Annotated in this window: 4 protein-coding genes; 1 reads left to right on the forward strand and 3 read right to left on the reverse strand. The window is 56.4% G+C overall.

The annotated features are described in order from the left end of the window. Positions 1-22 precede the first annotated feature (22 nt). Positions 23-190: a 50S ribosomal protein L33 gene (rpmG, locus tag AC1D1X_RS16555; protein ID WP_007863188.1), complete on the forward strand. Its 168-nt coding sequence runs from the start codon at positions 23-25 to the stop codon at positions 188-190. A gap of 285 nt (positions 191-475) precedes the next feature. Here rpmG and AC1D1X_RS16560 read toward each other — a convergent pair whose 3' ends face one another. From AC1D1X_RS16560 to AC1D1X_RS16570, 3 genes are all read right to left on the reverse strand, one after another. Then, a complete protein-coding gene (locus AC1D1X_RS16560) occupies positions 476-874 on the reverse strand; it encodes a diacylglycerol kinase family protein (protein WP_477647988.1) in 399 nt (132 codons plus the stop codon). Between the two features lie 127 nt (positions 875-1,001). Further along, a complete protein-coding gene (locus AC1D1X_RS16565) occupies positions 1,002-2,777 on the reverse strand; it encodes a linalool dehydratase/isomerase domain-containing protein (RefSeq protein WP_477698679.1) in 1,776 nt (591 codons plus the stop codon). Positions 2,778-3,500: 723 nt separating this feature from the next. Further along, on the reverse strand, positions 3,501-4,410 hold a 910-nt coding region (locus tag AC1D1X_RS16570), incomplete at its 5' end, for a DesA family fatty acid desaturase (protein WP_477698680.1).

The following is a 4,410-nucleotide window of genomic DNA, read 5'->3' on the forward strand; positions in this document are numbered from 1 at the left end:
GTGAAGTCTAAGGAGAAGCATCATGGCTAAAGGCGCACGCGAAAAAATCAAGCTGGAATCGACTGCCGGCACGGGTCATTTCTATACGACCACCAAAAACAAGAAAACCACGCCCGACAAGATGCTGATCATGAAATTTGATCCCAAGGCACGCAAGCACGTGGAATACAAAGAAATCAAGCTGAAATAAATAGTTACGAGTCCGTGCGTAGTTAATAACTACCCGCCCGGTCTGCACATTCAGAAAAGGACACTTCGGTGTCCTTTATTTTTTGAGGTTTAGAAAGCAAAACTCCCACCAAATAAGCAGGTTGCTACGCGGCTTGTTTGAATCCTGTCGAAATCTGATCCACATAAGCTCCATCTGTGATTCAAGTCTTTAAAGGCGGGCGCGTCACGCACAGCGCAATCACCCGGCAAGCCACCTCCGCAACCAACTCAGGCTAACTCCAAGAGCAGGGCCACCGACGGAAACTTATAGGCCATCTCCCAAATAGGGCCAGAAGGTTATGACACCGGTTGCCGCTGCTGCGCAAGCCGCAATTAACACGCCGCCGGCAGCAAGATCCTTTGCGCATTTGACCGCCAATGAATATTGTGGCGACACAACATCGCAGAGCGACTCCACTGCAGTGTTCATGGCCTCTGCCATCCAAACCATGGTCATCGCACCAATCAGCCAGCGCCAATCGCCGGCGTCCACTCGGCACCAACCGGCCAGCCCCGTCACTAGTATTGTGGCGATGAGATGCAGCCATGCGTTGTGCTGTGTTTTAAGCATCAAGGCAATCCCCTCGAAGGCATAACCAAAGCTCTTGAGGCGTGCGACCAGAGTGAATCGTTGCGCTGCGCGGGCATGAGGGACTTCTTTCATTTCCCATCCTTCCTGTTTACCAAGCGCCAAGCCTGGGCAACACATGAACGTCGAACAGTGCACACCTGCATAACCTGCAACCCATACAAGCAGCCCCATACCGTGGCCATCAAAATACAGCAACCCATCACAGCGCGCCGGCCGGCTCCAGCGTCAAACAGGTGCGCCCAGCAAGCGGAATCTGCAAGCACACATTTCCCATGTCATCAGCCAGAACCTGCGTCAGGCATGCGCCTGTGACCCGATAAGGTGCCAACGGACGCAAGCCCGACACGCCCAAGCTCTTAATGCCATCACCGGCTCCGCCGTACAGCACCGCCTGCAAAGAGCTGCTCACAGCATCGAAGTGCGCAGCTGCAACCAGCACATCGGGATAGGACAGGGGTTCCAATCTGGGACCTTTTGATGGAAGCGGGTTACTGATCAGGTTTCGAAAGCTGTCGTGCCCTCCCGAGTGCGCCATCAGCTCGACACCATGCGCCCATACCGAGGCCTTATTCCTGTGGGCGACCCCATGACTGAGAGTAGTTGGACACTCGTACTCCAGGGCATCCATGCAGTTTTGATACACACACTCATCGCCCAACTCTACCGCCGCCAAGGCCGTCGCCGCGTAAGCACTCCCTCTTGAGAAACCATAGTTTCCCGTATCGATGGGCCAGAATTCACTGCGTCGAAGTCCCTCACGACTATCGAACAGCTGACGTCTCAACAACAGCCATTGGCGACGCGCCAGGTCAGGTTCCAGCGCATTCAAAAAGTAGCAGGGCATCGCCAGGGGCATTGCACCACCAATGGYCGGCAAGGCCAATCCCGTGTACGTAGAACGGCATGGCACGTAGCGACCCATGCCATCCAGAAACTCCGCGTCCAGATGCCGGCGGAACTCTGGCGCGTGACCGGCCCATTTCATCTGACCGTACTGCGCATCGTGGGCACGCAATGCCGCGGCTCCCATTGTGTTGCACAGGGGATAGACCCAGTTGGGCTCGCAGGCCATCAAATAGAAGGGTGAACGTTCGTATTCTTTTTCCAAACTGGACAGCAAGGACTCAAAACTGTGTTCGTAGCGTTTTCCGTTCGGATGCACCAGCGTAAAGGCACCTTTTTTCGAAAACTCCTGACCTCCTGTGCTGGCCTGGAACAAGGCCATCTGCAGCGCCACGAAGCCCGTGTACATGATGTTTTCACGGGCAGCAGGGTCGGAGTTCCACCGCAAGTTTCCCCATAGATTTTCCAGCGACCAGTAGGCCCATGCACGATGCTGTGTCTGCTTGTTCAGCAACCTGCTTTGCGCGTCGCTCATGTACCCGCCTAACGCAGGCGTGAAGCGTGCCTGCGTCAAGGCAATGCCATAAGCCAGAAAGTTGACTTGATACCGAAGCGCCGCCGTCTGAAATTGATCGCGTTGCTCGAATCCCGAAAATTCATCGAAAGGTTGCAGAGCCCGATCGAGTGCGAACCTCAGACGACGCAGATGCGCCAAAGACATTTCCGGTTTTTGCCTTGATGGTTGGGCTGTGAAGATCACGTCCAATCGAGCCATTTGTCGGACCAGGTAATCGTTATCGATGCGCCTTTGCCGGCCTGAAAACATAAACCAGGCCAGCATCGACAGGCAGCCCGCCGCAGCAAACAGCGCGAGCACGCAGTACACATTAAGAACCACACCTGGCTGAATTGCACCATGGCTCATGCTCGCGGCCCAAAACGCCGAACCGAGCCAAACAAGCGGAGGCAGCAACACATTGCCCGTGCCAAACCAGACCAACAGCGCAAACGCCAAGGCACCAACCGAGCACAGCCAGGCGGCTATATGACCTATGCCACTGCCTGTGCAGATATCGGCGTGCGCCAGAAATCCGCCGCCCGGCACCATCAACCCCAAGCCGAAAATCTGCAAGCCATCCTGATGCCCGAAAAGCAGCAAAGCCGAGCCGCCCGTAACGAGCAGCAGATACAGTATTAAAAGTCGGACAGTCTTTCTTGTCGTTACCGGACCGAAAATTCGTGTGTATGGCGGAAGAGTAGCGACGCTACGGATTGAACTCACAGACCGACCTTTCTTCGAAATGAAAACACCAGGTTGATGCACTCGGCTTTCGATAGGTGCAGTCTGATACGCGCCTGTGAGGTCTTGATGAACTGTATGAAGTGGGTGTGAAGTCGAGATCAATTGCGCTGCATCGACCCAATAGCCCGTTTTGAGTTTCGGGTGTGTGAATCTGCATCAAGTGCGCCGCTGTTTCCGCCATTCTTGCCTCGAGTATTGGCAAACAGCCGGCTTCCTGGAGGAAGAACCTCACGCACTACGACCTGCCGTTGGCAGCGTTTGGCTCGTCAGTGGGCGCGACCACCAGCTGTCGAATGTGGGACAGCGCTTTCACCTCGAGAGCGTGTCAGGTTCAGCGCAATTCACGTGAGAAGGCTCTTCTGTGTGCAGAAGATGACTAATCTCGGACGCCCTGATCAGGGCGCTGGTAGCGACCCTACCATTACCAAATCTTGGGGCGCTCGATCATGGAACTCGTACTTTGCGCCGAACAATAAAAAACCGCTGCTGGATTTCTCCGGAAGCGGCCTTGAAGTTTCGACCGGGTGACCAGGTCGGATATGTAGCGTCAGGTCAGGTGCGGGCAGCCCGCAGCTTCATCGAGAATTCGCGCAAGGCGGCGATACCGCTTTCCTCAGCACGGTGGCACCAGGCCTGCAGGTCCGCAGCCAGCTGCTCACGGGAAGCGGAAGTGGTCAGCCACATCTGGCGCAGTTCTTCCCGCATGGTGACCATCTTGTCCAGCACGGGGTGTTCGGCGCGGGCCTGCGCCAGCTGGGGTTTGGCGGCGGCCGGCACCTTGTCGTCATCGCGGTGCAGCCAGCGATTGGCTGCGCGCAACACGGACACGTCGGCTTTCTTGGCCTTCAGCACTTCGAGTTCGGCCCTGCCGGCGCGGCGCAGTTCGCGCGCGAAACCCGCCATGACTTCGTAGCGATGGGCGATCAGGGCTTCCAGGGTTTTTTCATCTGCCACAGGCTGGATGGAACCCAGCTGGAGCTTGGGGGGGACCTTCTTGACGGAGGCCAGGCCTACTTTTTCCATGGCACGGATATACACCCAGCCGATGTCGAATTCGTAGGGCTTGACCGAGAACTTGGCCGACGTCGGGTAGGTGTGATGGTTGTTGTGCAGCTCTTCGCCGCCAATCATGATGCCCCAGGGCGAAATGTTGGTGCTGGCATCAGGCGCCTCAAAATTGCGATAGCCCCAATAGTGACCAATGCCGTTGATGATACCGGCCGCCGTCACGGGGATCCAGGCCATTTGCACGGCCCAGACAGCCAGGCCTGCAGCACCGAAGAGCGCCAGGTCGATGATCATCATCAGGCCCACGCCCTGCCAGCTATAGCGGGTGTAGACGTTGCGCTCAATCCAGTCATTGGGCGTGCCGTGGCCGAACTTGGCCATAGTTTCCTTGTTTTTGCTTTCGGCACGGTACAGCTCGGCGCCTTCCCAGAAAACCTTCTTGATGCCGTAAGCC

This window comes from Polaromonas sp. P1_G4 (assembly GCF_056405475.1).